Annotated in this window: 22 protein-coding genes; 12 read left to right on the top strand and 10 right to left on the bottom strand. The window is 67.6% G+C overall.

What is annotated here, in order from left to right; translation table 11 throughout:
- A partial coding sequence (locus HTS88_RS03880; protein WP_174175651.1) for an FAD-dependent oxidoreductase occupies window positions 1–1,123 on the top strand: 1,123 nt, incomplete at its 5' end.
- Here HTS88_RS03880 and HTS88_RS03875 read toward each other — a convergent pair.
- The 4 genes from HTS88_RS03875 to HTS88_RS03860 all read right to left on the bottom strand — a co-directional run bounded on the left by HTS88_RS03875 (window position 1,124) and on the right by HTS88_RS03860 (window position 4,099).
- The gene (locus HTS88_RS03875) at window positions 1,124–1,555 is read right to left on the bottom strand and encodes a hypothetical protein (RefSeq protein WP_174175649.1); all 432 of its coding nucleotides are present in this window, start codon (window positions 1,553–1,555) and stop codon (window positions 1,124–1,126) included.
- A 176-nt stretch (window positions 1,556–1,731) separates the two neighbouring features.
- Window positions 1,732–2,283 carry a flavodoxin domain-containing protein gene (locus HTS88_RS03870; RefSeq protein WP_174175647.1) on the bottom strand — a complete coding sequence of 184 codons (552 nt, stop codon included), beginning with the start codon at window positions 2,281–2,283 and terminating at the stop codon, window positions 1,732–1,734.
- A gap of 63 nt (window positions 2,284–2,346) precedes the next feature.
- Window positions 2,347–2,532 (bottom strand): PspC domain-containing protein, encoded by a 186-nt coding sequence (locus HTS88_RS03865; RefSeq protein ID WP_174175645.1) that lies wholly within the window; start codon window positions 2,530–2,532, stop codon window positions 2,347–2,349.
- 151 nt (window positions 2,533–2,683) lie between these two features.
- A complete protein-coding gene (locus tag HTS88_RS03860) occupies window positions 2,684–4,099 on the bottom strand; it encodes an NAD(P)H-quinone dehydrogenase (protein ID WP_174175643.1) in 1,416 nt (471 codons plus the stop codon).
- 106 nt (window positions 4,100–4,205) lie between these two features.
- Here HTS88_RS03860 and HTS88_RS03855 point away from each other — a divergent pair, with 106 nt between their 5' ends.
- The gene (locus tag HTS88_RS03855) at window positions 4,206–5,024 is read left to right on the top strand and encodes a purine-nucleoside phosphorylase (protein WP_174175641.1); all 819 of its coding nucleotides are present in this window, start codon (window positions 4,206–4,208) and stop codon (window positions 5,022–5,024) included.
- 93 nt (window positions 5,025–5,117) lie between these two features.
- A complete protein-coding gene (locus HTS88_RS03850) occupies window positions 5,118–6,878 on the top strand; it encodes a phospho-sugar mutase (protein ID WP_174175639.1) in 1,761 nt (586 codons plus the stop codon).
- 3 nt (window positions 6,879–6,881) lie between these two features.
- Here HTS88_RS03850 and nirD read toward each other — a convergent pair whose 3' ends face one another.
- Window positions 6,882–7,268 (bottom strand): nitrite reductase small subunit NirD, encoded by a 387-nt coding sequence (gene nirD / locus HTS88_RS03845; RefSeq protein WP_174175637.1) that lies wholly within the window; start codon window positions 7,266–7,268, stop codon window positions 6,882–6,884.
- 270 nt (window positions 7,269–7,538) lie between these two features.
- Between nirD and nirB the strand changes: the two genes are divergently transcribed.
- The 6 genes from nirB (at window position 7,539) to HTS88_RS03815 (ending at window position 14,654) form a co-directional block, all read left to right on the top strand.
- Complete coding sequence (gene nirB, locus HTS88_RS03840; RefSeq protein ID WP_174175635.1) at window positions 7,539–10,184, top strand: nitrite reductase large subunit NirB; 2,646 nt, start codon at window positions 7,539–7,541, stop codon at window positions 10,182–10,184.
- 2 nt (window positions 10,185–10,186) lie between these two features.
- Window positions 10,187–11,221: a uroporphyrinogen-III C-methyltransferase gene (gene cobA, locus HTS88_RS03835; RefSeq protein WP_174175633.1), complete on the top strand. Its 1,035-nt coding sequence runs from the start codon at window positions 10,187–10,189 to the stop codon at window positions 11,219–11,221.
- 14 nt (window positions 11,222–11,235) lie between these two features.
- Window positions 11,236–12,396: a uroporphyrinogen-III synthase gene (locus tag HTS88_RS03830; protein WP_174175631.1), complete on the top strand. Its 1,161-nt coding sequence runs from the start codon at window positions 11,236–11,238 to the stop codon at window positions 12,394–12,396.
- 227 nt (window positions 12,397–12,623) lie between these two features.
- On the top strand, window positions 12,624–13,493 hold the full coding sequence (locus HTS88_RS03825; RefSeq protein WP_174175628.1) for an FAD-dependent oxidoreductase: 870 nt from the start codon (window positions 12,624–12,626) through the stop codon (window positions 13,491–13,493).
- A gap of 121 nt (window positions 13,494–13,614) precedes the next feature.
- Complete coding sequence (gene deoC, locus HTS88_RS03820) at window positions 13,615–14,340, top strand: deoxyribose-phosphate aldolase (RefSeq protein ID WP_174175626.1); 726 nt, start codon at window positions 13,615–13,617, stop codon at window positions 14,338–14,340.
- Between the two features lie 50 nt (window positions 14,341–14,390).
- The gene (locus HTS88_RS03815) at window positions 14,391–14,654 is read left to right on the top strand and encodes a hypothetical protein (protein WP_174175624.1); all 264 of its coding nucleotides are present in this window, start codon (window positions 14,391–14,393) and stop codon (window positions 14,652–14,654) included.
- 62 nt (window positions 14,655–14,716) lie between these two features.
- Here the strand turns inward: HTS88_RS03815 and HTS88_RS03810 are convergent, their stop codons facing one another.
- Together HTS88_RS03810 and mfd are read right to left on the bottom strand one after the other, a co-directional pair.
- Complete coding sequence (locus HTS88_RS03810) at window positions 14,717–15,532, bottom strand: metal-dependent hydrolase (protein ID WP_174175622.1); 816 nt, start codon at window positions 15,530–15,532, stop codon at window positions 14,717–14,719.
- A 4-nt stretch (window positions 15,533–15,536) separates the two neighbouring features.
- Window positions 15,537–19,214, bottom strand: coding sequence for a transcription-repair coupling factor (gene mfd, locus HTS88_RS03805; protein WP_174175620.1), 3,678 nt, complete (start codon window positions 19,212–19,214; stop codon window positions 15,537–15,539).
- 268 nt (window positions 19,215–19,482) lie between these two features.
- Here mfd and HTS88_RS03800 point away from each other — a divergent pair, with 268 nt between their 5' ends.
- The 3 genes from HTS88_RS03800 to HTS88_RS03790 are packed head-to-tail and all read left to right on the top strand — an operon-like array spanning window position 19,483 to window position 21,757.
- Window positions 19,483–20,991 (top strand): SDR family oxidoreductase, encoded by a 1,509-nt coding sequence (locus tag HTS88_RS03800; protein WP_174175618.1) that lies wholly within the window; start codon window positions 19,483–19,485, stop codon window positions 20,989–20,991.
- 43 nt (window positions 20,992–21,034) lie between these two features.
- Window positions 21,035–21,532 carry a DUF2505 domain-containing protein gene (locus HTS88_RS03795; RefSeq protein ID WP_174175616.1) on the top strand — a complete coding sequence of 166 codons (498 nt, stop codon included), beginning with the start codon at window positions 21,035–21,037 and terminating at the stop codon, window positions 21,530–21,532.
- A gap of 3 nt (window positions 21,533–21,535) precedes the next feature.
- Window positions 21,536–21,757 (top strand): SCO4848 family membrane protein, encoded by a 222-nt coding sequence (locus tag HTS88_RS03790; RefSeq protein WP_174175614.1) that lies wholly within the window; start codon window positions 21,536–21,538, stop codon window positions 21,755–21,757.
- Between the two features lie 100 nt (window positions 21,758–21,857).
- Here HTS88_RS03790 and sufU read toward each other — a convergent pair whose 3' ends face one another.
- The 3 genes from sufU to HTS88_RS03775 all read right to left on the bottom strand — a co-directional run bounded on the left by sufU (window position 21,858) and on the right by HTS88_RS03775 (window position 26,669).
- Window positions 21,858–22,307: a Fe-S cluster assembly sulfur transfer protein SufU gene (sufU, locus tag HTS88_RS03785; protein WP_174175612.1), complete on the bottom strand. Its 450-nt coding sequence runs from the start codon at window positions 22,305–22,307 to the stop codon at window positions 21,858–21,860.
- 23 nt (window positions 22,308–22,330) lie between these two features.
- Window positions 22,331–23,656: a SufS family cysteine desulfurase gene (locus HTS88_RS03780; RefSeq protein ID WP_174175610.1), complete on the bottom strand. Its 1,326-nt coding sequence runs from the start codon at window positions 23,654–23,656 to the stop codon at window positions 22,331–22,333.
- A 472-nt stretch (window positions 23,657–24,128) separates the two neighbouring features.
- Window positions 24,129–26,669 (bottom strand): LuxR family transcriptional regulator, encoded by a 2,541-nt coding sequence (locus HTS88_RS03775; protein ID WP_174175608.1) that lies wholly within the window; start codon window positions 26,667–26,669, stop codon window positions 24,129–24,131.
- Between the last annotated feature and the right edge of the window lie 68 nt (window positions 26,670–26,737).

Genomic DNA, 26,737 nt, shown 5'->3' with positions numbered 1-26,737 from the left:
GCGGCGGGCCGTGACCGGCGGCAAGCGGGTGGTGGTCCTGGGCGGCGGCGTCCTGGGCCTGGAGACCGCCCTGGCCGCGGCGGAAGAAGGAGCCACCGTCACGGTGGTCCACAACGGCCCGCATCCGCTGGGCCGCAACATCGACCGCGGCGGCGGCTCCGTGCTGGCGGCGAGCCTGCGCCGCTGCGGCGTGCGGATGGCCGGCAACGCGCGCTCCACGGGCGTGGAGCACAACGCGCCCGACGGCGGTTTCTCGGCGCTGCTGCTCGACGACGGGTCCGCGATCGACGGCGACCTCCTGGTGCTCTCCTGCGGCGTCCGCCCCCGCACTGAACTCGCCGAGGGCTGCGGGCTCTCCACGTCCGCGGGCATCCTGGTGGACCACAAACTCCGCGCGCACCACGAGCCGCACATCTTTGCCATTGGTGACTGCGCCGAGGTGCGCTGCCCGGATCCGGACTGCGCACCCTGCCGCAACGCCAAGGGGCCCTCCGGCCTGGTGGGGCCGGGCTGGCGGCAGGCCGAGTGGCTGGCCGGGTACCTGACCCTGCTGGCAGACGGCGGGGAGGACGCCGCCCTGCTGCCGGCGCTGCCGGCGGAGCAGCCGGGCGTGATCGTCCTGAAGGCGCGCGGCATGAACATGGCCGTGGCCGGCGACAATTCCGCAGAGCCCTGGGACGAGGACGCCCTTGCTGCCGGTGCCGTGAACGGGCGCCCGCGGCTCCAGGTTTCCCAGTGGGCGGACCCGGAGCACGGCCGCTATGTCAAAATGACCACCCGCGGCGGCGTCCTGGAGGCCCTGGTGGCCGTTGGCATGCCCCGCACGGCCGCCGAGCTGGTGGGGCTGTTCGAACGCGGCGCGGAACTTCCCGCTGACCGGTCCCTGCTGCTGCGCCTCGACGGGCCGGACCAGCTGCCGGGCACGGGTGCCGCCGATCCCGCCGGCACCGTCTGCCGGTGCGCCGGAGTCAGCGGAGCCGCCATCCAGGGCGCCGTTGAGGAGGGCTGCTCCACGGTAGCCGAGGTGTCCAAGGCAACGCGTGCCGGAACCGGCTGCGGCGGCTGCCATGAGGACATCAAGGGGCTTATCGAAAAACACTTCCGGGCGGTCCAGGCCGCCTGACTAGGAAGCGGGGGCCGCGGGAACGCCGAGCGGGGTGCCGTTGCCCCAGCCGGCGTCCACTGCTGCCTGTGCGAGCGCACGGGCCATCGCATCGCCGTCGGGAGCGGGAGCGCCGTTCATGGGCGCAGAGGTGACGTATGGCATTTCGAGCGTTTCGTCGCCCCGGACAGCCGTGAGGACAACGTTCGCGGAGGCGCCCCCGGCCTCGCCCCGGAAGTAGCCGGTCCACTGCAGGCAGGCGAAGTCACCGATTCCGGTGACGGGTGAGCAGCCGGGCGCCGACTTCGCTGTGGAGATGTCCTGCGACGAGGCGGGCGAGGTGAGTGCCACCGACAGGGCCGTGATGCCTCCGTCCATGGACTTGCTCGAATACGTGCAGAGGTAGGCCTTGCTTCCGGGTGGCCTGTCACTGCTGTTCTGGCCTGCAGGCATGATCCCGGGTACGACTTTCGCGGCAATTTCAGGAGTGATGAGGTCGCAGGCAGGGCTGGTCCCACCGGTGGAGGGGCGGGGTGCCGGCGCCGGAGTGTTTTGGTTCCCGGGCTGCGAACACCCGCCAAGCAAAGCGGACGCAGCAAGGAACATGACGGGTGTGGCTGCCGGCGTTCTCACTTGTTGACGCCAGGAGGAGAACCCGGGACCCCGGCCAGGAAGTCCTCGGCGAAGCGCTTCACGCCGTCCCACTCGGTGTAGATGTAGTCCCGGGACGTGTCCAGGTCCTGGGAGCCCCTGTCCTTGGCGATCTTCTTCATCATCTGGCGTTTCAGGAAGTTGTAGTGGGTGTACATCAGCGCACCGGAGAACATCGCTACATGGCGGGGGTGCCAGCCGGTCTCCTCCTCGAACTTTTCCACGTAGCCCTCCGCACTGGCTTCATCCCCTTGGGCGGCAAGGCTGACCGAGACCAGGGCGGACGGCAAACGATCAAGTTCGCTGCGGTTCTTGCGGACAAAGTCCGCAACATAACCCTCGTGCTTGCCAATATGCACCGACGCCGCCACGATGACGGCGTCCTGCCCGTCCGGAATGCTGTCCGGAGCATGCTTGAGGTCCGCGGTTTCAGCGTGGTGCCCGTGCGCCCGGATCACATCGGCGATGTACTCCGCTATGTGGGCCGTCTGCCCTTCAACGCTGCCGTAGGCAATGTATATGGAAGCCATGCTCCACTGTGCTTGCAGGGTGCGGTGGAGCAGTAGGGCACAACGTCCCCGGTGCGCGCATACTTAGGCCGGGGCCTTGGGAATAAGGATCCAGAGCACGATGTAGGCCAGTTCGCCGACCCCCACCAGGCCAAAAATGACGAAGCCCAACCGGACCAGGAATTTTGGAAGCCCAAAACGGGCTGCCAAGGCCGCGCACACCCCACCGATGATTTTGCCGCTGCGCGGCCTCACGAGTGCTGCTGACATTTCTTCCGCCTACCCTTCTGATGGCTGGTGCAGGGACGGCCGGGAAATCCGCTGATGGAATTCCCGGCCGTCCCTTTGAGGAGTCTATGCAGGCTGCGCGGAGTGGTCCAGACTCACGGGCTCCTGGAACCCGGTGGATTCCGACGCGCCCCTACAGGTGGACGTGCAGGCGGCGGGCCGCCTCCGAAATGGAGCCGCTGAGGGACGGGTAGACGGTAAAGGTGCTGGCGACGTCGTCCACGTGCAGTTTTTGCTTCACCGCGATGGAGATGGGGAAGATCAGCTCCGAGGCGTTCGGTCCTACGACCACCCCGCCGATCACCGTGCCGGAGCCCTTGCGGGCAAAGATCTTCACGAAGCCGTCGCGGTGGTTCCGCATCTTGGCGCGGGCGTTGCTGCGCAGCGAGAGCTTGATGATGTCGCCCTGGTACTTGCCCGAGTCGATCTCAGCTTCCGAGACGCCCACGTTCGCGATTTCCGGGGACGTGAAGATGTTTGAGGCCACCTGGTGCAGCTTGAGCGGGGTGACGGTGTCACCCATGAAGTGCGCCACCGCGATGCGGCCCTGCATGGCCGCCACGGAGGCCAGCGGCAGCACGCCGGTGCAGTCACCGGCGGCATAGATGTTGGGGGCCGAGGTGCGGGACACGCCGTCCACCTTGATGTGGCCGCTTTCGCTGACCGCCACGCCGGCCTCTTCAAGGCCGATCCCTGCGGTGTTGGGGATGGAGCCCAGGCACAGCAGGCAGTGGCTGCCGGTGACCTTGGACCCGTCGCTGAGGGTGACCACCACGCCGTCGTCCGTCCGCTCCACGGTCTCGGCACGGGAGCGCGAGAGGACCCGGACGCCGCGGCGTTCGAAGACTTCCTCCAGTACTACTGCCGCGTCCACATCGGATCCGGGAAGCACCCTGTCACGGCTGGAAATAAGCGTGACCTTGGATCCCAGTCCGTTGTAAGCGGAGGCGAATTCGGCCCCGGTAACACCGGAACCCACCACAATCAGTTCCTCGGGCAGCTCATCGAGGTCATAGATCTGCGTCCAGTTGAGGATCCGTTCGCCGTCCGGCCGTGCCGTGGGAAGCTCGCGCGGATGGGCGCCCACGGCGAGCAGGATGGTGTCCGCCTCGACGGTCTCGGTGCCATCCGCGGTGAGGACTTCAATGGTCCGGTCATCCAGCAGCCGGCCGGACCCGGTGATGATCCGCACGCCCAGGTTCTCCAGGCCGTCATGGATGTCCTTGGACTGGCTGCGGGCCAGGTTCAGCAAACGGTCGTTGATGTGCTTGAGGTCGGCGCGCATCACGGGCACGAAGTCGCCGCCGTCGACGTCGAACTTCACTCCCAGCTCGCCCGCCTCCCCCACGCGGGTCATCAGGTCCGCGGTGGCGATCAGGGTCTTGGACGGAACGACGTCCGTCAGCACGGCCGATCCGCCCAGTCCTGCACGCTCGATGATGGTGACCTGCGCCCCCAGCGAGGCGGCCACCATGGCGGCTTCGTACCCGCCCGGACCACCTCCCAGGATTGCGATCCGGGGGGAACTGAAATCTGGATGCGTAGTCACAAACAATCATTCTCCTGCAACTCCCCCGCACGGCCAAAGAAAACGGTCTCTCAGGAAAACCGGCCCAGGGTGGGCGGCGCGACGGACGGCAGGATAGCTTGTACCAGTGAGTACAACTGACTTCCTGAACACCGATCCCTTTGCCGCCGCGCGTGCCGCTGCCGACTACATCGCCGAGGAAACGGGCGTGGACAGCCACGACGTCGCCCTGGTCCTCGGCTCCGGCTGGGGCGAGGCAGCCGACCTGATTGGCGAAACCACCGCCACCCTGTCCGCCGACGAGGTCCCCGGTTTCCACGCCCCGGCGGTGGAAGGACACGTGGGCACCATCCGCTCGGTCCTGACCTCGGGCGGCAAGCGGGCACTGGTGCTGGGTGCAAGGACGCACTATTACGAAGGCAAGGGCGTGCGCGCGGTGGTGCACGGCATCCGCACAGCGGCTGCCGCCGGCTGCAAGACCCTGGTGCTGACCAACGGCTGCGGCGGGCTGCAGGAAAACTGGACCCCGGGCACCCCGGTGCTGATCAGCGACCACATCAACCTCACCGCCGCCTCGCCGCTGGAGGGTGCCACGTTCGTGGACCTGACGGATCTCTACTCTGCCCGGATCCGTGGACTGGCCCGTGACGTCGACGCCACCCTGGAAGAAGGCGTCTACGCCCAGTTCCCCGGCCCCCACTACGAGACGCCCGCCGAGGTGCAGTACGCCAAGCGCATCGGCGCCGACCTCGTGGGCATGTCGACGGCGCTGGAGGCCATCGCGGGGCGGCACGCCGGCATGGAGGTGTTCGGCATTTCGCTGGTCACCAACCTTGCCGCCGGCATCAGCCCCCAGCCGTTGAGCCACCAGGAGGTCATCGAGTCCGGTCAGGCTGCCGGCCCGCGGATTTCGAAGCTGCTGGCAGAGATCATCGCCCGGCTCTGACCGGCGGCGCGGTCACCCGCGGCGCCCCTGCCACGGGCATTTCGTGGCCGGGGTTGGAAGAAGTGGCGGGCCAATAACGATAGCGTTAGGCCCATGACGTCTTCCGATGCCGAAATCCGCCTGCTCAATGATGCCCGCGCGTGGGCTGCCCAAGACCCGGATCCGGTGACGTCGGCCTCCCTCCTCGAGCTCATCCGGCAGGTGGAGAACGGTGTCCCGGCAGCCCGCCAGGAACTCGAGGACAGCTTCCGCGGGACCCTGCAGTTCGGCACGGCGGGACTGCGGGCGGCCCTGGGTCCTGGTCCGAACCGGATGAACCGGGTGGTGGTGCGCCGGGCCGCCGCCGGCCTGGCGGACTTCCTGCTCTCGGCGGTCGGCGAGTCCTCCCCGGGAACCCGGCCGCGCGCCGTCGTCGGCTACGACGCCCGGCACAACTCGGACATCTTTGCCGAGGAAACCGCAGCGATTTTCACGGCAGCAGGGATCGAGACGTTCCTGATGCCTGCGGCGCTGCCCACTCCCCTGCTGGCCTTCGCCGTCAGGGCGCTGGAATGCGACGGCGGGGTCATGGTGACTGCCAGCCACAACCCGCCGCAGGACAACGGGTACAAGGTGTACCTGGGCCGCCATGCCGTGCCGGAGAACGGCAACGGTGCACAGATCGTCACCCCGTACGATGCCGCCATCGCCGCCCGGATCAACGCGGTGGGGCCTCTGGATTCGATCACCCTTGCCCCTTCCGGCTGGACTGTCCTGGACGGAACCCTTGCAGCCGACTACGAACGCTCCACGGCCGCGCTGGCCATGCCCGGTGAGTTCCCGGCCCGCGACCTGGGCATCGTCCTGACTCCCCTGCACGGTGTGGGCGGCGGGACCGCGCTGTCGGTGTTGAACGCCGCAGGTTTCAAGGACATCACCTTGGTGGCGGAGCAGGCCGAGCCGGACCCGGATTTTCCCACCGTCAGCTTTCCCAACCCGGAAGAACCCGGCGCCCTGGACCTGGCGCTGGAGTCGGCTGAACGGCTGGGGGCAGACATTGTGATTGCCAACGATCCCGACGCCGACAGGGCGGCCGTTGCGGCGAAAGACCCTGATACCGGCGCTTGGCGGATGCTCCGCGGGGACGAGGTTGGCGCGCTCCTGGGAGCCCACGTGGCCGCCAGGATCGCCGCGGGCAGGGCAACGGACGACGGCGGCACGGAGGAAGGTGCCCAGGGAGTGTTCGCGAATTCGATCGTGTCCTCCCGGCTGCTGGCCCGCATCGCCACAGCGGCCGGTTATGCCCACCAGGAGACGCTGACAGGGTTCAAGTGGATTTCCCGGGTTCCCGGGCTTGTGTACGGCTACGAGGAAGCCTTGGGCTACTGTGTGGCGCCGGATCTGGTGCGGGACAAGGACGGGATCTCGGCTGCCCTGCTGATCGCGGAGCTCGCGGCGGCCGCCAAGGCTGACGGCAAGACCGTCTTCGACACCCTGGACGAGCTCTACCTGCAGCACGGCCTGCACGCCAGCGACCAGCTCAGCATCAGGGTTGCGGACCTGGGGCTCCTGGACGCGATGATGAACCGGCTCAGGGTCTCCCCGCCGGAAACGTTCGGATCATCCGCTGTTGAGGTGTACACGGACCTGGCCGAGGGCAGCGACGAGCTGCCGCCCACGGACGGGCTGTTGTACGTCACCAGGGACCTGACGCGCGTGATCATCCGTCCGAGCGGCACCGAGCCCAAGCTCAAGTGCTACCTCGAAGTAATCCAGCATGTGGGTTCCGCCGCGGAACTGCCGGCCGCCCGCCAGGCAGTACGGGCGGCGCTGGATGACGTGCTCCGCGACGTCAGTGAAGCGCTGGGGCTCTAGCCGCTACAGCTCAACCTCGACCATGCCGTCGCTGATGCGGGTGCGGAAGGTGGCGATGGCCAGGCCGGGCGTGCTGAAGCATTCACCGGTTTCGAGGTCGTAGACCTCTTTGTGCAGCGGCGAGGCGATGGTGGGGCGCTCCCCGCGTGAGCCCAGGATCCCGCGCGCCATGACGTGTGCTCCCGTGGCCGGGTCCTCGTGCGCAACCGCGAAAACGTCGGTGGCGCCCGTGCGGAAGAGGGCAATCTGGCGTCCCGCAACCAGGGCTGCCTCGCCCCAGGCAATCTCCAGGTCCTCCACCGGGCACACGCTGTGCCAGCCGCCCGTGATCCCGGATACCGCCTCGTCAAGGCCGGCTTCGAGTGCCCCAAGTTCCAGTGTTGCCGTCATGTCCGGCTCCTCTCCCTGTGCGGGTAATCCTTCTCAGTGGGCCGCCTTTGCAGCCGTGAACCACGCTAGGCTCCGGGTGTTTCAGAGGCGTGCAGTGAATGTGTCCGGCGCGTAAAAGACACCTCACACGGCCGGAAATGCGTTCGTGATGCAGAAGTTAAGTTGACGAAACAATTGGGAAACTGAAGCGAAACTGCGTCTCCCTAGTCTGGATGGACAGCTCGACAGAGAAGGCTGCAGTTCCACTGCGGCCCATGCGAAAGGCCATCAGTGACCGAACAGACTTCAAGCACAGAGACTCCGCGCCGCATCGTCGTCGCCGGCGGCGGCCCCGCGGCCCACCGTTTTGCGGACGCAATGCATGCCCGTGGCCTCGATGGCTGGCATGTCACGGTCCTCACTGAGGAAGCCCACCTGCCCTACGACCGTGTTGCCCTCTCCAAGGCCCTCACGGACAAGGACGTGGACCTTACGCTGGGAACCGCAGCCATGTGGGACCACCCGTCCCTGGAGCTCAAGACCGGCGAGCGGGTCATCAAGATCAATGCCGGGGCCAAGACCGTGGAGACGGCTGCCGGCAACACCTTCGAATACGACGAGCTGGTGGTGGCCACCGGCTCGAACGCCGCACGCCTGCCCATCCCGGGCGCCGAACATACGCACGTCTACCGCACCCTCGAAGACGTATGGGCCATCAACGAGGCCATCGCCGGGCTGAAGGAGAAGCTGGGCCGCAAGGTCAACGCAGTCACTATCGGCGGCGGCCTCCTTGGCCTCGAATCCGCCGCCGGCACGGAGCAGCTGGGCGCCAACCCGATCGTCATTGACGGATCGCAGTGGCTGATGGCCACGCAGCTGGACGAAGGCGCCGGCCAGGCCATGGGACGGCTCATCACGGCGAAGGGCTTCGAAGTCCACGGCGGCGTGTTCCCTTCAGAAGTCCTGTCCGACGACGACGGCCAGGTCACCGGCGTCCTCATGGCGGACGGCCGCATCATCGAAGCAGACATGGTCATTGTGGCCATCGGCGTCCGGCCCCGTGACGAACTCTTCCGCGCCGCCGAGGGCGAGGAACAGGTATTCAGCCTGGGTCCCCGCGGCGGCGTGGTCATCAACGACTACTGCGAAACCGAAGTGCCCGGCATCTGGGCCATCGGCGAGGTGGCCAACTTCGGCGGCATGTGCCTGGGCCTGGTTGCCCCCGCCAACACCATGGCGGAGATTGTGGCCGACCGGCTGCACGGCGGCGACGCAACGTTCCCCGGCTTCGACACCGCCACCAAGCTCAAGCTCTCCGGCGTTGACGTGGCCAGCTTCGGCGATGCGTTCGCCAAGACCGAACACGCCCTCGAAATCGTGTACGCCGACCCCGCCCGCGGCGTGTACCAGAAGATCGTCACTACAGACGATGCCAAGACCCTCCTGGGCGGTATCTTCGTGGGCGACGCCTCACCGTACATGAGCCTCCGCCCGCTCCTCGGCCGCGAGCTTCCCGCCGAACCCGGCGCGTTCCTCACCGCGGCAGGCGGCGGCGAAGCCCCCGAAACGGAACTTCCGGACGACGCCACCCTCTGCTCCTGCAACAACGTCACCGCCGGCAGCATCCGCGACGCCATCAACGGCTGCGGCGCCTGCGAGGGCAACGCCCCCGTCCAGGAACTGGGCGAGCTGAAGGGCTGCACCCGCGCCGGCACCCAGTGCGGTTCCTGCGTGCCGATGCTCAAGAAGCTGCTGGAAACCGAACTCACCAAGTCAGGTGTCGAGGTCTCCAAAGCCCTCTGCGAGCACATCGAACTGTCCCGCCAGGAACTGTTCGACGCCATCCGCGTCCTGGAACTCACCTCCTTCGAAGAGATCATGGCCAAGTACGGCACCGGCGCAGGCTGCGACATCTGCAAGCCCACCATCGCCAACATCCTGGCCAGCCAGAACAGCGCCTACGTGCTGGACGCCGGCCGCGGCACCCTGCAGGACACCAACGACCGCGCCCTGGCCAACATGCAGAAGGACGGCACCTACTCGGTGGTCCCCCGCATCGCCGGCGGCGAAATCACCCCCAAGAAACTCGGCGTGATCGCCGCCGTCGCCGAAAAGTACAACCTGTACACCAAGATCACCGGCGGCCAGCGGATCGACATGTTCGGTGCCCGCCTGGAGCAGCTGCCGGAAATCTGGAAGGAACTGGTGGACGCCGGTTTCGAATCCGGCCAGGCCTACGGCAAGAGCCTGCGTACGGTGAAGTCCTGCGTCGGTTCCACCTGGTGCCGCTTCGGCGTCCAGGACTCGGTGGCCATGGCCATCCAGCTGGAACTGCGCTACCGCGGCCTGCGGAGCCCGCACAAGCTCAAGATGGGCGTCTCCGGCTGCGCCCGCGAATGCGCCGAGGCCCGCGGCAAGGACGTGGGCGTCATTGCCACCGCAGACGGCTGGAACCTGTACGTCGGCGGCAACGGCGGCGCAACACCCGCCCACGCCCAGCTGCTCGCCAAGGACCTCGACGACGAAACGCTGATCAAGTACATCGACCGCTACTTCATGTATTACATCCGCACCGCCGACCGGCTGCAGCGCACCGCGCGGTGGCAGGAAGAGCTCGACGGCGGCATCAAGCACGTTGAGGACGTCGTGGTCAAGGACACCCTGGGCATCGCCGCTGACCTCGAGGCCGCCATGGCCAAGCACGTGGATACCTACATCGACGAATGGGCTGACACCCTGAAGGACCCCGAGCGGCTGCGCCGCTTCCGCTCCTTCGTCAATGCACCCGACCAGAAGGACGACTCCATCACCTTCGTCCCGGACGAGCGCGGCCAGATGCGCCCCGCCACCGCCGAGGAGAAGGCGGCAGCCGCCCAGCAGCCAGTCCTGATTGGCGCTTCCATCCCCCTGAGGTCCCGCGACGAGAACGAGGTATAGGCATGCAGCTCAGCATTGATCTCACCGGCCGTGAAGTACTGGTGACGGGCTCGGACCACGCTGCCCGCCAGGCGGTCCGCCGCTACGAAGCCGCCGGCGCCGTCGTCTACCGCCTCAGCACTCCGCAGGGCTCGGCGCACGACGGCCCGCTGCCCGAACGCCCCTTCCTGGTGGCGGCCGTGGAGGACGGACAGCCCGGCTGGGAATCCCTCCTTGGCCGCTGCCGCGACACGGGGATTCCGGTCGCTGTGGAGCCGGCTGCCGGCACCCCGGGCCACGTCACCCTGGTGGGCGGCGGCCCCGGCACCACCGAGCTCCTCACCGTCGCCGCCGTCAAGGCCCTCCGTGACGCCGACGTGGTGTTCTACGACCGGCTGGCCCCGTACCAGGAGCTCCCCTCCCTCACCTCGGCCGAACTGGTGGACGTGGGCAAGAAGCCCGGCCACCACAAGGTAAGCCAGGGCGACATTGAGAAGCTCATGGTGGAGAGCGCCCTGGCCGGCAACAATGTTGTCCGCCTCAAGGGCGGGGACCCGTATGTCTTCGGCCGTGGCGGAGAGGAAGTTGCCGCCTGCGTGGCCGCCGGCGTCAAGGTCCGCGTGATCTCCGGCGTCACCAGCGCCATTTCCGTCCCGGCTGCCGCGGGCATCCCCGTCACCCACCGCGAAGTCAGCCACATGTTCACCGTGGTGTCCGGCCACGCCCCGCTGACCGAGAAGGAGCACCAGCACCTTGCCGGCCTCGGCGGGACCATCGTGGTGCTGATGGGCATCGGAACGCTCCACCAGCTCGCTGCCGGACTCCGCCGGGCCGGGATGCGGGCTGACATGCCCATGGCCGTGGTGGAGCGCGGCTACCGCCCCGGCCAGCGCACCACCATCGCGGACCTGGGCACCATCGCCTCCACCGCCGCCGGCTGCAGCAACCCCGCCGTGCTGGTCATCGGCGAGGTGGTTCGCGTGGCTGAAGCCAACCGCGGGCATGCCGAGGCCGCAGCCGACCTGGACAGGCTGGCGGCCTCGCTGCTGGGTTCGTGAAAGGATTGACCCCCATGACTGCACTTGCACCGGCCGAACCACCGCAGGTCAAACGAACGCCTGAAGAAGCACCCGACGCCGCAGAGGCTCCACTGGAGGGTTTCCGCATCGGTGTCACCTCGCACCGGCGGTCCCAGGACCTGATCGAGGCGCTGGAACGCCGCGGGGCGGAAGTGCTGCACGCCCCCGCCCTGAAAATCGCACCCGTGCAGGAGGACATGCGGCTCATCGAGGACACCCGTGCCATCATCGCGGCGCGGCCGGACCTCTGCATCGCCACCACCGCCTACGGGATGCGGCGCTGGTGCGAGGCCGCGGATTCCTTCGGTATTGGCGAGCAACTGCTCGAGACCCTGGGCGCCTGCCGGATGTTCGTCCGCGGACCCAAAGCCCGCGGTGCGGTGCGCGCCGCCGGCCTCGCCGACGTCGGAATAAGCAGCGACGAAACCACCGCAACGCTGGTGGACATGCTGCTGGCCGAGGGCGTGCGCGGGAAAACCGTTGCCGTGCAGCTGCACGGCTACACCGATGTGCGGCAGCTGGAACGCCTGCGCATGTCCGGCGCCACCGTCCTGACAGTCACGCCGTACCGCTGGGTGAAGCCCGACGGCGAGGACCGGCTCCCCCGGCTCATCGAGGCTGCCTGCAGCGGGAACCTGGACGTCCTCACCTTCACCAGCGCACCCGCGGTGGATGCCATGTGGAGCACCGCCCACGAAATGGGCGTCTACAAGCAGCTGATCGAGAGCCTGAAGACCAACGTCACCACGGCAGTGGTGGGTCCGGTCACGGCGCAGCCCCTGCTGGATGCCGGCGTGACACCGCTGATCCCGGAACGGTTCCGGATGGGTGCACTGATCCGGCTGGTGTGCGAGCACCTCGCGCTCAACCACGTGCGCCGGCTGGATACCCGGTCCGGCAACATCGAGCTGCGCGGCCGCAGCCTGCGCATCAACGGGCAACCGGTGGAGCTCGCCCCCGCACCGCTGCTGCTCCTGCGCGCCCTGCTCGGTGCCGGCGGCGCGGTCCTGTCCCGGGAATCGCTGTCCGACCTGCTGGAACTCCGCGGTTCCGTCCACGCCTTGGACATGACCGTCAGCCGTCTCCGCTCCTCGCTGCCTGACGGCCGCCTGGTGGAAACTGTGGTGAAGCGCGGCTACCGTATCCGCGTCTAGGAATCCCGGGACGGACAGCACCGACGGGCAGCAGCACAAGGCAATTGTGTCGGCCAGCTGGCGGATGAGAGGCAGGTCACGGGTTCTGTTACCGGCCGGTAAACACTGGCGAACACCGGGCCTTTAAACAGCAACTGCCGGGAAACACGCCGGAAAAGGCACGGGCCTACGCTGGGTTCCATCACGAAGTTCCGGCCGCTTCCGGCCGCCAGCGAAAGGGCCAGCACATGTCCGCTCCGGCACCCTCCACATCCACCTCCGCCGCCACCCGCATTGTCATCGCGGGGGCAGGTCCTGCTGCCCAGGCGCTTGTCAGCCAGCTGGACCGGGCCCGTTTCACCGGCACCATCACCGTGCTGAGCAACCGGGACGACACCCCGGAGGAACTGCTGGAGCTGGCGCTGCTGCCGCAGGTCTCGGTCCGGTTCGGCCAGCCGGCAAGCCACATCGACGCCGTCAACCGCACCGTGGCCACCGCGGACGGCATGGAATTCGCCTACGACCAGCTGGTCATCGCCACCGGATCGGCACCCGTGGCCAGCCCGGTGGAAGGAGCGGGCGCCTGCCTGAGCTACTCCACCATTGACGATGCCGCCCGCATCGGGGAGGCCGTCAGCGAGGTAGCCAGGGAGCTCGGCCGCCGCCCACTGGGCATCCTGGTGGGCAACGGCACGGCGGCCGGCCAGGCTGAGGCCGTGCTCCGCGCCCAGGGCGTCCGCCCGGTCCGCACCACAGCCCGCCCGGCCGCCGTCGTTCCCGGCACGTCCGCGTCCGGCCTGGCTGCGTCCGCGGTGATCTTCGAGGACGGCAGCAGCATGAACGGTGACCTGGTGGTTCTGGCGGAGGAGCGGGTCTCACGGGACGGACTGGCCGCCAGCGCCGGCCTGCGGACCGCGCCCAGCGGAGGGATTGTCATCAGCCAGGACTTCCGGACGTCGGTTCCCGGCATCTGGGCCCTCGGTGACGCCGCAGCGTTCGACGGCGTCCGGCTGGGCCTGCTGGTTGCGGCGGCTTCCGCTGCGGGCGCCTGCGCCACCCAGCTGCTGACCGCGGCCTCGGCTGGCTCGGGCGCCGTTCCGCTGCAGGCCGCGGCCTGACGGCTCGAAGGGACGCCTCCCGCCCCCGGAGCGGGCGGCGATCCGGGCTGTGGCAAGATGGTTCCGAAACGAGTCATGGGCGTTACAACGCCCGGCCCACAGGCCCCTGGAGAGGACCATCATGAGCAACGAAGCCACCCCTTCCGTTCAGACCACAGCCACCGGCGCCGCAGGTTCCGGCAGCATAGCGTCCTACATCGACCACACGCTGCTGAAGCCTGAGGCTGGGGAAGCCGACGTCCTCAAGGTATGCGCGGAAGCGGCCGAATACGGTTTCAAGTCAGTCTGCGTCAACCCCATCTGGGTCAAGACCGTCAAGACCGCGCTCAGGGGCACCGGGGTCCTCACCTGCTCGGTGGTGGGGTTCCCGCTGGGTGCCACACCCACCGACGTCAAGACCTTCGAAGCCCGCGGCGCGGTGCTGGACGGGGCCGATGAAGTGGACATGGTCATCAACATCGCCGCTGCAAGGGCAGGGGACAAGGGCGCGCTCGTTGAGGACATCTCCTCCGTGGCCGAGGCAGTGCACGCCAGCGGCGCGATTCTGAAGGTCATTATCGAAACGGCGCTGCTCACCGACAGCCAGAAGGTCACGGCCTGCCAGGCGGCTGTGGAAGCCGGCGCGGACTTCGTGAAGACCTCCACCGGCTTCAACGGGGGCGGTGCAACAGCGGAGGACATCGCCCTGATGCGCGCAACGGTGGGACCCGGCCTGGGCGTCAAGGCCTCCGGCGGGGTACGCTCCCTTGCGGATGCGCAGGCTATGATTGCAGCTGGTGCAACACGTATTGGTGCCAGCTCCGGGATTGCCATTGTGAACGGTGAACAGGGTTCGTCGTCGTACTGAAGGCACCGGAAGCCGCCACAGATTGAGCCCCGCGGGGCCGAGGAGGAATTATGTCCAGCAAGATCACGGCGTCCAGCCAGGGCTCGTCGTCCCACGAAGGGACCATCCAGACCCCGCAGAACGAGAACAAGCTCGGCACGAGCATCCTCCTCTTTGTCGCCATGATCGCGCTGTTCCTGGGAGCCGTGTACTCGCTTTCCTTCCTCACGCTGGATAACCCCTGGCCCATGGCAGTCTGCCTTGCGCTGTTTGCCCTGGCCTTCTGGATTCCGCAGAGCATCCTGGGACGCTCAGACTCCGCCGGCGAACACTAGGCGCACGAAACCACAAAGAACCCTTGGACCGGACGGTCCAAGGGTTCTTTTTTGCTTAAGGTTCAGAACCAGATGCGCGCCCACGCCACCGCGGCGTCGGCCGCGCGGCCCCAGTGGGCGTGGGCCAGGGACCAGGCGGCCACGGACAGGCCCACCATGGCGTAGGCGCTCACGGGAATCAGGACAAGCCACTCGCGTTTTGACCCGGCCCGTCCCAGCAGCGGGAGGGACAGTGCCCCGTTGGGCCGCCACACCTGGCGCAGCAGCGGCACCCGGCGCAGGGGTTTGGGCGGCCTGACCACGAGCGGCCACAGCAAAGGGACACCGCCGGCGGTCACCAGGTCCCCCACGATGTGGACCACAACGCCGGTCAGCATGGATACCGGAAGCCAGGTCCACTGGTCCGGCGCGAACCAGGTGACCAGGCCCGCCATGGTCAGCGCGAAGATCCAGTTGCTGATGAACCCCGCCTTCGGGAACAGCTTCAAGGCCTTGGCCGCAATGTTGATCATGAACATGCACAGCAGCCCTGCGCCCACGGAAAGCAGGCCCCAGTCCGTCTGCAGCTGGACCTGCCCCGCCAGCGTGGCCAGCAGGACGAAGAAAGCCGCACCCAGGACGGAGTGCGTCCCCTGGCGGTGCCCGCCGCTGGCGTTTTCAATCCCGACGGCAATCACGTTGGACAGCGGCGGCAGGGAATTTGCAACTGTGCTGTGCCGGTGGTCCCAGTCGCACACCAGGGCTGTTCCCGCCGTCGCCATTCCACCGATCAGGATCCCGGTGGCGTCCAGCGGATACCAGCCCAGCGTGTACGGGCCCGTCGAGGCAATAGCCACCCACGCCGCGGCTCCCGACGCGGCGTGGTGTCCTCCCATCATGCGGCTATCCGCTGACTGCCGGAGCGGTGAGCGGCGCGTCGGAGAAGATGTTGCGGATGACTCCGTTGGCCCAGTCCAGGATCTCCGCATCCTGCAGGTCACGACCGCCGATCCTTGCCGTCTTCGGCTTGGGGACCAGCACGGCATCAAGAGCAGGCTTGGACTGGGACCCCGGATACATCCGGTTCAGCCGCATGACCTTGGATTCCGGAAGAGTGGCCGGCGAGAATTTGATGAAGTTGCCCTGCAGGGCAACATCGGACAGGCCGGCTTCACGGGCGCCCACGCGGAAGCGGGCCACGGACACAAGGTTTTGGGCCGGCAGCGGCGGCTCTCCGTACCGGTCCACCAGTTCTGCCAGGACCTCGTCGATGGCCTCGTTGGTGAGGGCAGCCGCGAGCTTGCGGTACGCCTCCAGGCGCAGCCGCTCCCCCGGCACGTAGTCGTGCGGAAGGTGGGCGTTCACCGGCAGTTCGATCTTCATCTCTGCTGCCTTTTCCTCGGCCTCGCCGCGGAAGTCTGCCACGGCCTCGCCCACCAGGCGGATGTACAGATCGAATCCGACGCCCTGGATGTGGCCGGACTGTTCACCACCGAGCAGGTTGCCGGCACCACGGATCTCCAGGTCCTTCATGGCCAGCTGCATGCCCGCGCCGAGCTCGTTGTGCGTGGCCACGGCCTTGAGCCGCTCCAGGGCCACCTCGCCCAGCGGCTTCTCCGACGGGTAGAGGAAGTAGGCGTAGGCGCGTTCCCGGCCGCGGCCCACGCGTCCGCGCAGCTGGTGCAGCTGGGACAGGCCGTACTTGTCCGCGCCGTCCACGATCAGGGTGTTGGCGTTGGAGATGTCCAGCCCGGTTTCGATGATGGTGGTGCACACCAGGACATCAAAGCGCTTCTCCCAGAAGTCCACGATGATCTGTTCCAGGCGGCTTTCGGACATCTTGCCGTGCGCCACCTCGACCCGGGCCTCGGGCACCAGCTCACGGATCTTTGCGGCCGTCCGTTCGATGGTGGACACCCGGTTGTGGACGAAGAACACCTGGCCTTCGCGCATCAGCTCGCGGCGGATGGCGGCTGAGGTCTGTTTGTCCGTGTACGGGCCCACGTACGTCAGGACCGGGTGCCGTTCCTCCGGCGGCGTGGCCAGGGTGGAGGTTTCGCGGATGCCGGTGAGGGACATCTCCAGCGTGCGCGGGATGGGGGTCGCGCTCATGGCGAGCACGTCCACGTTGGTCCGCATCTTCTTGAGCGCTTCCTTGTGCTCCACCCCGAAGCGCTGTTCCTCGTCCACGATCACCAGGCCAAGGTCCTTGAACTCGAAGTCCTTGGACAGGAGCCGGTGCGTGCCGATCACCACGTCCACGGTGCCGTTCTTGACGCCCTCCGCCGTCTCCTTGGCCTCCTTGGACGCCTGGAAACGGGACAGCGGCTTCACGCGCAGGGGGAAGCCGGAGAACCGTTCGGTAAACGTTTCGTAGTGCTGCTGGGCCAGCAGCGTGGTGGGCACCAGCACGGCCACCTGCTTGCCGTCCTGGACCGCCTTGAACGCGGCCCGCACGGCGATCTCCGTCTTGCCGTAGCCCACGTCACCGGAGACCAGCCGGTCCATGGGGATCTCGCGCTCCATGTCCGCCTTGACCTCGTTGATGGTGGTCAGCTGATCCGGCGTCTCCACGTAGGGGAAGGCTTCCTCCAGTTCCCGCTGCCAGGGGGTGTCCGGGCCGAACGCGTGCCCGCGGGACGCCATCCGGGCGGAGTACAGCCGGATGAGCTCCCCGGCGATCTCCTTGACGGCCTTGCGCGCCTTGGACTTGGTGCTGGCCCAGTCCGCGCCGCCCATCTTGCTCAGGACAGGGGTATCGCCGCCCACGTAGCGGGTCACCTGGTCCAGCTGGTCCGTGGGAACGAACAGCCTGTCCCCCGGCGCGCCGCGCTTGGACGGGGCATACTCCAGCACCAGGTACTCCCGCACCCCGGCTGTATCTTTCGAGCCGCCGACGGTGATCTTGCGCTGGATCAGTTCCACGAACTTGCCGATGCCGTGCTGCTCGTGAACCACGTGATCGCCCGCCACGAGCTGCAGCGGGTCCACGGCGTTGCGGCGTTTGGAGGGCATGCGGCGCATGTCCTTGGTTGACCCGGCGGAGGTACGGCCCAGCAGGTCGGCTTCGGTGAGCAGGCCCAGTTTGAGCCCGTCCAGGACGAAACCGCGTCCGACGGCGGCAGTGGTCACCTCGATGATGCCCGCCTGGGGCTCGTGGTCCAGGCTGTCCACCCTGGCGCAGGGGATGTCGTTCTCGTGGAACAGCTCGGCCAGGCGCTGGGCAGGTCCGGGGCCTTCAGTGGCGACGACGATCCGCCACTGGTCCCGGACGTGGGAACCGATGAACTCCATCATCTCGGCCACATCGCCCTGGTAGCCCCGCGGTTCCCGGGCATGCAGGTTCAGGACGTCGATATCCGGGAGCAGTTCCTCGTCCTGCGCCAGCGACGTGATGGACCACCAGGAGACCCCGTGGTCCAGGGAGGAGCTGCGCGTTTCCGTGAGGGAGCGGAAGCTGGCGGAATGGAGCGCGGCGCTTGCCTGCGAGCTGAGGTCCAGCGGCGCCGTCCCGCCGTCCGAAGCCGTGGACCAGGCGGCCTCGAGGAACTCCTCATTGGTGGCGGCGAGGTCGTGGGCACGGGTGCGGACTTTCTCGGGTTCGATGACCACCGAGATCGAGCCTGCGGGCAGCTGTTCCACGAACGGGACCATGGCGTCCACCAGCACGGGAGCCAGGGATTCCATGCCCTCCACGGCGATTCCGCCGGCGATCTTCTCAAGCATGTCTGCCGCTGCCGGGAGCTGCGCCTTGAGGGTGGCTGCCCGGGACATCACGGACGGGGTGATGAGGATTTCGCGGCAGGGCGGGGCGTGCAGCTCGGTGGGGTGGTGCAGCCCGGGCGAGGACAGCGAGCGCTGGTCTGCCACGGCGAACCAGCGCATCTGGTCCACTTCGTCGCCAAAGAACTCCACACGGATGGGGTGGTCCTCAGTGGGCGGAAAGACGTCGATGATCCCACCGCGGACAGCAAACTCACCGCGGTGCGTCACCATGTCCACCCGGGCGTAGGCGGCGTCGGAGAGGCTCCGCACCACCTCGGTGAAGGGCCGTTCCTGGCCTACCTTCAAGGTGACCGGGACGAGCTCGCCAAGGCCCGCAACCACCGGCTGGACCACGGCGCGGACGGGAGCCACCACAATCCGGAGCGGGCCCGCCGTCGACGTTTCCGGGTGTGCCAGGCGGCGCAGCACGGAGAGCCGCCGGCCGACGGTGTCCGAACGGGGCGAGAGCCGCTCGTGGGGCAGGGTCTCCCAGCTGGGAAACTCGGCCACGCAGTCCGCCGGAAGGTAGGCCCGCAGCGCCGCCGTCAGGTCCTCGGCCTCCCGGCCCGTCGCGGTGACGGCCAGCACGACGCCGGACCCGCCGTCGTCGTTCCCTGCGGCGGCTATGCCGTCCGCCATTTCGGCCAGCAGCACCGCCCGCAGCCCGGCGGGTGCACTGATCTGGTAGTCCTGGCCACGGACCGCGAACCCGCGGGCAGCCTCGGCACGGACGCGCGCGAAGGTCTGGTCCGCGGCGAGTGCGCGGCGGAGTCCGTCCAGGGACGGACCGTGAGTGGACGGGCCGGGAAGGCTCATGGCAGAAGCTCCTGTGGTGTTGCGGGAAAGCAGGCAGCGCGAAAACCCGAAATTCGCTGCGAATCCCGGGTAAACCCAGCCTACCGCGCAGCTCCGACAATGCGCGCTGGCAAAGGACCAGTGCGCTGGCGCGGGGCTGGCACTCTGGCGCGGGGCTAGGCTGGGCAGGGACGGACGAGTCCGGCAGCTGATGCCGGCGGCAGTCTACGAAAGCAACCGTCCAGACCGCGGGCCGCTCCGAATGGCCTGTGGACGATAAGGAGCCACCATGACTGAAACCAGCAGCACCCCTCCTTCTTCCAGGACTGTCCTGGTCACCGGAGCCACCGGCTACATCGGGGGCCGGCTTGTGCCCAAGCTCCTGGAGGCCGGCCACACGGTCAAGGTCCTGGTGCGCTCGCCGGACAAGATTGCCGGAGTGCCGTGGCGGGACCAGGTGGAGGTGGTGGAAAGCAGCCTTGACGACGGCGGAGCGCTGCGGAAGGCGCTGGACGGCGTCGACGTCTTTTACTACCTGGTGCATTCCATGGCGGCCGGGTCCGGGTTCGAGGCCAAGGAGCAGGCCATGGCCCGGACGGCAGCGGAAGCCGCTGCGGCCGCGGGCGTTGGCAGGATTGTCTACCTCGGCGGGCTGCACCCCACGGGGGTCGAACTGTCCACCCACATGCGTTCCCGGGAAGCGGTGGGGAAAGTCTTCCTGGACAGTCCGGTGGACGCCATCGTGTTCCAGGCCGGCGTGGTGATCGGGTCAGGCTCGGCGTCCTTCGAAATGATCCGCCACCTTTCCGAGACGCTGCCGCTGATGCCGGCACCCAGCTGGGTCCGCAACCGGATCGAAGCCATCGCGGTGCGGGATGTCCTGTACTACCTTGTCTCGGCGGCATCGCTCGAGGGGCCGATCAACCGCACGTTCGACATCGGCTGCCGGCAGGTCCTCACCTACGCCGGAATGATGAAGGAATACGCGGCCGAAGCCGGACTCCCCTACCGGGTGGTGCTGGCACTGCCCGTCCCGGCGCCCAAGCTCGCCGGCATGTGGGTTGCCCTGACCACCCCCATCCCGTTATCCATGGCTGTTCCCCTGGTCCAGTCCCTCCAGCATGATGCCGTGTCCGACGAGCACGACATCGACGAGTTCATCCCGCAGCCCGAGGGCGGGCTGACCACCTACCGCAGCGCCGTCGCCCTGGCCCTTGGCAAGGAACGCGACGGCCAGGTCCAAACAACGTGGGCCAATGCGGGGGCGGCGGCCGATCCCCTGCCCAGCGACCCCGACTGGGCCGGACACAAGGTCTACATCGACGAGCGGACCTTCCACGGCGACGTGGACCCCGCGCACGTGTGGACAGTGATCGAGGGTATCGGCGGGCGGAACGGCTGGTACTCCCTCCCCCTGGCGTGGCAGGTCCGCGGCTTGCTGGACAAGCTGACCGGCGGCGCCGGGCTGCTTCGCGGACGCCGCCATCCCCATACCCTGGCCACCGGAGAGGTTGTTGACTGGTGGCGTGTGGAACGCATCGACCGAGGAAAGCTGCTGCGGCTGCGGGCGGAGATGCGGGCGCCGGGACGTGCCTGGCTGGAGCTCTCCGTGGAGCCCGACGGGACCGGAAGCCGCTACCGCCAGCGGGCCATCTTCTTCCCCAAGGGGCTTAGCGGGCGGCTGTACTGGCTGGCCGTGCTGCCCTTCCACAGCCTGATCTTTCCGGCCATGGCGCGGAACATCACCACCGCCGCCCAAAAGATCGCGGATGCGGAGCACGCAGAGCAAACCCCGTAGGATGTGTGGAGTTAAAACCGTTCCGCACGTCCCAGGAGGACACATGGCCCTGAGCGCAACCACCACCCTTCCGCACTCCGTCGACAACGTGGCAGCAGTCCTGGTGAACGAGGATTTCCAGCGCCACGTCAGCCAGCTCGTGGGCGGCTCGCTGGAGTCGTTCACCGTGGACGGTGACGTTGCCGGAGCCTTCAGCGCCACCTCCGTGCGGACCCTGCCCACCACGCGCCTGCCCGAGATTGCCCGGAAGTTTGTGGGTGAGCACCTGAAGGTCACCCAGGTGGAGAACTGGGACGCCCCGGCTGCGGACGGCTCCCGCCAGAGCAACATCTCGCTGAAGATTGCCGGCGCACCCGTTGACGTCACCGCCGTGCAGCGGCTGGTGGCTGCCGACGGCGGCACCCGCGTTGAGCTTGAAGGGGCAGTAAAGTCCTCGGTGCCGTTCCTTGGCGGGAAGATCGCCGATGCCGCGGAGCCGATGGTGGCCAAGGCCCTGAACCTCCAGGCCAAGCAGGCGCAGGCCTGGCTGGAAAGCCACTAACCCGTGGAACTGCCCGTTTTCGCCTCGCTGGTGCTGGTCGTTGCGGGAGTCTGGTCCCTGGTGGTCTGGCCGCAGTTCCTGCGCCGGGTCATGAAGGATCCGCGGGCCCGTGACTCCGCCGGGAAAGCCACCAGGTTCCTTACCGTCCATGTGGTGCTTGTCAGCATCTCCATGGTGTTGGGCGCCGCCACTGCCGCCATCGGCATCATGGCGATGGCCGGCTGACGGGCCTGCCCCAGGAACAGCAGTGTACTGATGAAGGCCCTCTTCCCGTCGGGAGGAGGGCCTTCTGTTGTTCCAGGGAACCCGGAGGAGCGCGCCGGGGTCAGGCGGCCTGGTTGAGCGCGTCCTCCGCAGCAACCCAGGAAATCATGGCGCACTTGACCCGTGCCGCATAGCGGGCCACGCCTTCAAACGCCGCCGCATCCCCCAGCAGGTCAGGATCCGCGGAGACCTTCCCGCGTGAGCGCAGGACTTCCCGGAAGCTGTCGATCGCGTTGTGCAGCTCGGCCACTGTCATGCCCTCGGCCAGTTCACTGAGCACGGACGCGGACGCCATGGAGATGGAGCATCCCGCCCCGTCCCACGAAACCTGGGCCACTTTTCCGTCCTCGACGGCGACCCGCAGGGTAACTTCATCCCCGCATACCGGGTTGAGCTGGTGCGACTGGCCGGTGTGGGCGCCCTCGGGCGCCGCTGTCCCCGCAAGGCCGCTGCCGTGCCGGGCCTTGGAATGGTCCAGGATGATCTGCTGGTACAGCTGGTCAAGGCTCATGGTGTTACCTTCGGTCTTCCCTGCTAGGCGCGGAAATAGGCCCGCACGCCGGCGACGGCATCCAGGAACTGGTCGACGTCGTGCGTTGTGTTGTACAGGTAGGCGCTTGCCCTGGTGGTGGCGGTCAGCCCCAGCCTGCGGTGCAGCGGCTGGGCGCAGTGGTGGCCCACGCGCACGGCGATTCCCCTCGAGTCCAGGAACTGCCCCACGTCATGGGCATGGACACCCTCGACATCGAACGCGGCAAGCCCGATCCGTTCCTTGCCGGCGGACGGACCCAGGACGCGGATTCCCGGGATGGACTCCAGCCCGGAAACCATGCGCTGGCCGAGCCCGGTTTCCCACTGGTGGATCCGGTTCAGGCCCGTTTCGGTCAGGTAGTTCGCCGCTGCCGCGAGCGCCACGGCCTGGGAAATCCTCTGGGTACCGGCCTCGAAACGCTGCGGTGCAGGAAGGTATTCAGCGCGTTCCATGGTGACGGTGGTGATCATGGAGCCGCCGGTGAGGAAGGGCGGCAGGATGTCCAGCAGCTCCTGTTTGCCGTACAGCACCCCGATTCCCGTGGGGGCAAGCATCTTATGGCCGGAAAAGACGGCAAAGTCGACGTCGAGTCCCTTGACGTCCAGGGGCAGGTGCGGGGCTGACTGGCAGGCGTCCAGCACCACCAGCGCGCCGGCTTTCCGGGCCAGTCCCACAAGCTCTGCAACGGGGTTGATGGTCCCCAGGACGTTCGAGGCGTGGGTGAACGCCAGCACCCGGGTCCGGTTGCCGATGATGTCCCCGGCCAGGTCCATGCGGAGGGATCCGGCGTCGTCGATGGGGATGTAGCGAAGGGTGGCCCCGGTGCGGAACGCCAGCTCCTGCCAGGGGATCAGGTTGGCGTGGTGCTCCATTTCCGTCACCACAATTTCATCGCCCGGGTTCAGGGCAAGCTGTTTAAGGCCCGCGTCACCGCGGCCCTGGGCAGCCCACAGTCCTGCATTGGACAATGCATAGCTGATCAGGTTCAGGCCCTCGGTGGCGTTCGATGTCCAGATGGTCTCCGCGTAGTCAGCGCCGATGAAGTCGGCAATCGTCTGCCGGGCATCCTCGAACACCTCGGTGGCCTCCACGGCGAGATGGTGCGCGCCACGGTGTACCGCGGCATTGCGCTGCTCGTAGAATTCCTGCTCAGCTTCAATGACGCTTAGGGGGTTCTGGGAGGTGGCCCCGGAATCGAGATAGACCAGGGGCTGGCCATTGACCAGCTGGTTCAGGACCGGGAAGTCGTTGCGGATGCGGAGTACCTCGGCGTCATCCATGACCGGCAGGGCGCGCTCCAGCGTGGGCGGCGTTGATACTACGGCCAAGACGTACTCCTTGAGATGCCAACCAATGACACTCAATTGTCCCACAGCACGGCTGTGGCGGCCGCCCGGAAGGGGCAGCCGCCACGTCCGCTCCGGGCTTCAGCCCCGCGGATTGGAGGGCCGGCGACGGCTGGGGGGAGAGTCTCGGTCTCAGAAGACTCTGACGTCGCCGGCCCCGTCTGGCCCGGTCACCGTGACCGGAAGCTTGCGAGACCTTGAACTTCTCAGGCGGGGTTTGCGGCCTGCGTACCGGCCGCTTCCTTCACCTCTTTAAGTAAAGCCTGCGGGGACCGGACGTACACGAGTAGGCAGTACTCGAATTCCGGGACCGGGTACTACCGGGACCCGGGGTGGATACCCGGCAGGGCATGCGTCGAATCGCGGCAGGGCGCCATGAGCAACCCCCAAAGGGCACAGGGACCCACGGCCGCGCCTACTGGAGCAGCCTGGAGGGGGTATTCTCCTGTGCCGGCTACTTGGGAAGCGCCGAGTCCAGCTCGTCCCGGCTGCGCACGCCGAGTTTCACGTAAGTGCGGTACAGGTGGCCCTCCACAGTCCTGACGGAAACCATCAGGCGCTGGGCGATCTCGCGGTCCGTGAGGCCCTGCACGGCGAGCTCAACGATGTCCTGTTCACGCCGGGTGAGATGGACAGCGGGCGCCGCCGCAATGAACCGGCCCTCCCGGAACCGCTCGCCCAGTTCGTGGTCACACTTTTCACGCTGGGCCACTGCCTGCCTGGACCGCCGCCGCTCCCCAGCCTGCTCCAGTACCGTGCTGGCACGGGCATAGGCCTCACGGGCAAGGTTGACGAAGCCGGATTCCTCCAGCGTGGCGGCCGTTTCCATCAGGGCATCCCCGTCAGCGGCTTCCCAGTCAGTGGCCAGTTTCAGCAGTGCCGCAGCCCAGCGGCCCTCCACGGCGCGGGCCGCGTTCTGCACCATGGGGATCACCGAGGCGTCTCCCAGGTCCCAGCACAGCGACAGGAGCTCCAGCAAAGTGCCGGCCCTTGACGAGGCCTCCGTGGTGGTCACCAGGGTGTGCAGCGCGGCGAGGCCCTTGCCGTCGCGGGCCAGGTACTCTGACGCGGCGGCACCGTAGGCGTCTGCCAGGAACTCATGGGCGGGGCCTCCTGCCACCGCATCCTTGCAGTCCTGCTCCAGCCGCTTTGCCTGGGCGGTGTCACCCAGCCGTGCGGCGACGTAGAAACCGAGGGCCGAACCGAATCGGAACAGCTGGAGTGGATCGCTCAGCCTGAGCGCTTCAACCGCGGGCAGCAGCAGCTGGTAGGCCCGTTCCATCCGGCCTTGCCGCAGCATGGAATAGCCGCGCAGCACCTGCAGGCTGCCGTTGAACGTCCCGGTCCCGGCAGCATGTCCTGAAGCGTAGCTCTCGAGTTCACGCTCCGCGGATTCCCACTCGCCCATGGCAAGGTAGTCGATGACCAGCCGCCCCAGGACGAACTCGGAATAGAAGAACAGGTCGCCTTCCAGCGTTGGCAGCTCGGACGCGGCAAGGAGCGCGGAGTCGAGACCTTCCGAGGCCCGACCCGCCGCGGCAAGGGCATGCGCCAGCAGCGCCTCGCCGATGGCCGTCAAAGGCTCGCCGGCGTTTCCCGGCGAGCTGCGGTTCCGGATGTCCACAACACGGCTGCACAGCGCCTGCACATTGACGTCCGCGCCGGACTGCAAAAGCTGCAACAGCTCCTCCTGCCCCGCCCGTGTTGCCTCCGGCAATTCCTGGTGGCGCTCCCGCACGTCCTCTGCCAGGTCAGCCAGGGGGCGGCCCGTTGCCTGGTGGGCGGACGTCCACAGCAGCAGGACCGACGTACCGTGGGGGTCCCCGGCCAGCTGCAGCCAGCTGTCGTCAAGCAGCGCTGCAGCCTCTGCGTAGGCGCCCTCGTTGTACAGGGCGCGCGCCTGAACGGCGTGCGCAAGGTGGACCAGGCCAGGGTCCTGCACCTTGGCAGCGATGGACCGGGCGCTGTGGTTCCGGAAGCGGGCCAATGCCTCACGCGCGGCATCCAGCATGTCGGCGTCGGATACCCGCAGGCCGCATTCAAGGGACCATTCCACAAACCGCAGCCGGCCTTCCCCTCGGAGGCTGGCGGGGTCCTGCTGCTCCCGGATTTTCTCCAGCAGCTGCAGGCTCCGGGACACGGAGATGGTGTTCCTGATGGCCTTTGCAAACAGCCCGTTCCAGATGGTGAGTTCAGAGGGGACACCGGAGTTTTCCACAACCATCTGCTGGTCCAGCAGGGAGCGGACAACTGCCGCCCCGCAAATGTCCTCGATCACTTTCCGGCCCACAGGTCCGGCGAGCGCGATGAATTTCAGGGCTTCCTGTTCCTCCGCCCGCCGCCGGAGGTGATCCTTGGTGACCACGGCCGTGAGGCGGGCCCCGTCCGTTGGCAAGGAGCCCAGCAGGACCCAGATTCCGTTCCGTTTGGCCAGTATCCCGGACTCCGCGGCATCATGAAGCAGGGCATCCAGGACGCGCGGGTTCCCTCCCGAGGCGCTCCAGACGGCGTCCACGGTGGCGTCAGGGACGGTGCCGTCCAGGACGTGGGCAAGGACATCCTCGATCTGCTCCCGGTTCAGTGGCCGCAGGTCCACGCGTTCGGCCAGGCCGTCATACCAGAGCTGGTCCAGTGGCTGCGGCAGGCCTGGCCGCGGCCTTGCCGCCGCCACCACCGTTGCCCAGCCGGCTGAAATCAGCTCCGCCACCACCCCGGCGGAATCCTCGTCCAGGTAATGCGCATCATCAACGATGAGCAGGACGGGCGCCCCGTTGCCGGCCTTCACTTCCTCGAAATAGCTCCACATGGACCGCAGGACGGCGACAGGAGAGACCGAATCCTCGGCAGACAGGTCACCGGTATAGGGGGTCAGGACACCGAACGGGACCGCGGCGAGGGCGGAACTGCCATGCATCTGCAGCACGTTCATTTCCCCCGTAAGGCGCTCGGAAATGGCCTCGGTGAGGGACGACTTTCCAATGCCGGGGCCCGCCATGATAAAAACCGCCTGGCTGGTGCGGTTCCGGACAATGTTGCAGATCCGGTCCAGCGGCTCTTTCCGCC

It is taken from the genome of Pseudarthrobacter oxydans (assembly GCF_013314975.1).
In the GTDB taxonomy this organism is placed as follows: Bacteria; Actinomycetota; Actinomycetes; order Actinomycetales; family Micrococcaceae; genus Arthrobacter; species Arthrobacter oxydans.
Note: the sequence above shows the minus strand (reverse complement) of the source record. Positions and strands in the feature narration are given on the sequence as shown.

Coding starts and splice junctions, on each gene's coding strand:
- HTS88_RS03875 (WP_174175649.1), bottom strand. CDS start 1,555: ATGCCTGCAGGCCAGAACAGCAGTGACAGGCCACCCGGAAGCAAGGCC.
- HTS88_RS03870 (WP_174175647.1), bottom strand. CDS start 2,283: ATGGCTTCCATATACATTGCCTACGGCAGCGTTGAAGGGCAGACGGCC.
- HTS88_RS03865 (WP_174175645.1), bottom strand. CDS start 2,532: ATGTCAGCAGCACTCGTGAGGCCGCGCAGCGGCAAAATCATCGGTGGG.
- HTS88_RS03850 (WP_174175639.1), top strand. CDS start 5,118: ATGACGTCTTCCGATGCCGAAATCCGCCTGCTCAATGATGCCCGCGCG.
- nirD (WP_174175637.1), bottom strand. CDS start 7,268: ATGACGGCAACACTGGAACTTGGGGCACTCGAAGCCGGCCTTGACGAG.
- cobA (WP_174175633.1), top strand. CDS start 10,187: ATGCAGCTCAGCATTGATCTCACCGGCCGTGAAGTACTGGTGACGGGC.
- HTS88_RS03830 (WP_174175631.1), top strand. CDS start 11,236: ATGACTGCACTTGCACCGGCCGAACCACCGCAGGTCAAACGAACGCCT.
- HTS88_RS03825 (WP_174175628.1), top strand. CDS start 12,624: ATGTCCGCTCCGGCACCCTCCACATCCACCTCCGCCGCCACCCGCATT.
- deoC (WP_174175626.1), top strand. CDS start 13,615: ATGAGCAACGAAGCCACCCCTTCCGTTCAGACCACAGCCACCGGCGCC.
- HTS88_RS03815 (WP_174175624.1), top strand. CDS start 14,391: ATGTCCAGCAAGATCACGGCGTCCAGCCAGGGCTCGTCGTCCCACGAA.
- HTS88_RS03810 (WP_174175622.1), bottom strand. CDS start 15,532: ATGATGGGAGGACACCACGCCGCGTCGGGAGCCGCGGCGTGGGTGGCT.
- mfd (WP_174175620.1), bottom strand. CDS start 19,214: ATGAGCCTTCCCGGCCCGTCCACTCACGGTCCGTCCCTGGACGGACTC.
- HTS88_RS03800 (WP_174175618.1), top strand. CDS start 19,483: ATGACTGAAACCAGCAGCACCCCTCCTTCTTCCAGGACTGTCCTGGTC.
- HTS88_RS03795 (WP_174175616.1), top strand. CDS start 21,035: ATGGCCCTGAGCGCAACCACCACCCTTCCGCACTCCGTCGACAACGTG.
- sufU (WP_174175612.1), bottom strand. CDS start 22,307: ATGAGCCTTGACCAGCTGTACCAGCAGATCATCCTGGACCATTCCAAG.
- HTS88_RS03775 (WP_174175608.1), bottom strand. CDS start 26,669: ATGGCGGGCCCCGGCATTGGAAAGTCGTCCCTCACCGAGGCCATTTCC.